Below are 359 nucleotides of genomic sequence, written 5' to 3'. Positions count from 1 at the left end.
CGCAGCGGTGCGCCGTTCTGTTTCGGGATGTCCTTGCCATAGATGCCGGTGGCCATAATCGTCAGCGGGTGCATCGCTTCGTCCAGACGCAACCCTTCGACGTAGGGCCAGTCGAGCACGTTATAGGCGACGCCGGGCATTTCATCAGGACGCAGCGCAGTCTCGAAGGAGACGTATTTTGCGCCGGACTGCACACCGGCCATATTCAGCAGGTCCGCCAGTTCGAACCCGTTCCACGGGACCACCATTGACCACGCCTCGACACAGCGAAAACGATAGATACGCTCTTCGATCGTCATCTGTTGCATGATGTCGTCGAACCCATAGGCACCGGGCTTGTCGACCAGCCCGTCAATCTG

1 protein-coding gene is annotated in these 359 nt (G+C 59.1%); it reads right to left on the bottom strand.

All coding sequences use genetic code 11. The annotated features are described in order from the left end of the window. A partial coding sequence (locus tag B3849_RS07270; RefSeq protein WP_286779970.1) for a molybdopterin-dependent oxidoreductase occupies window positions 1-359 on the bottom strand: 359 nt, incomplete at both ends.

The sequence above is a fragment of the Sulfitobacter sp. UBA4523 genome (genome assembly GCF_002388305.1).
Taxonomy (GTDB): Bacteria; Pseudomonadota; Alphaproteobacteria; order Rhodobacterales; family Rhodobacteraceae; genus Sulfitobacter; species Sulfitobacter pontiacus.
This window is presented reverse-complemented; position numbering and strand designations above follow the sequence as displayed.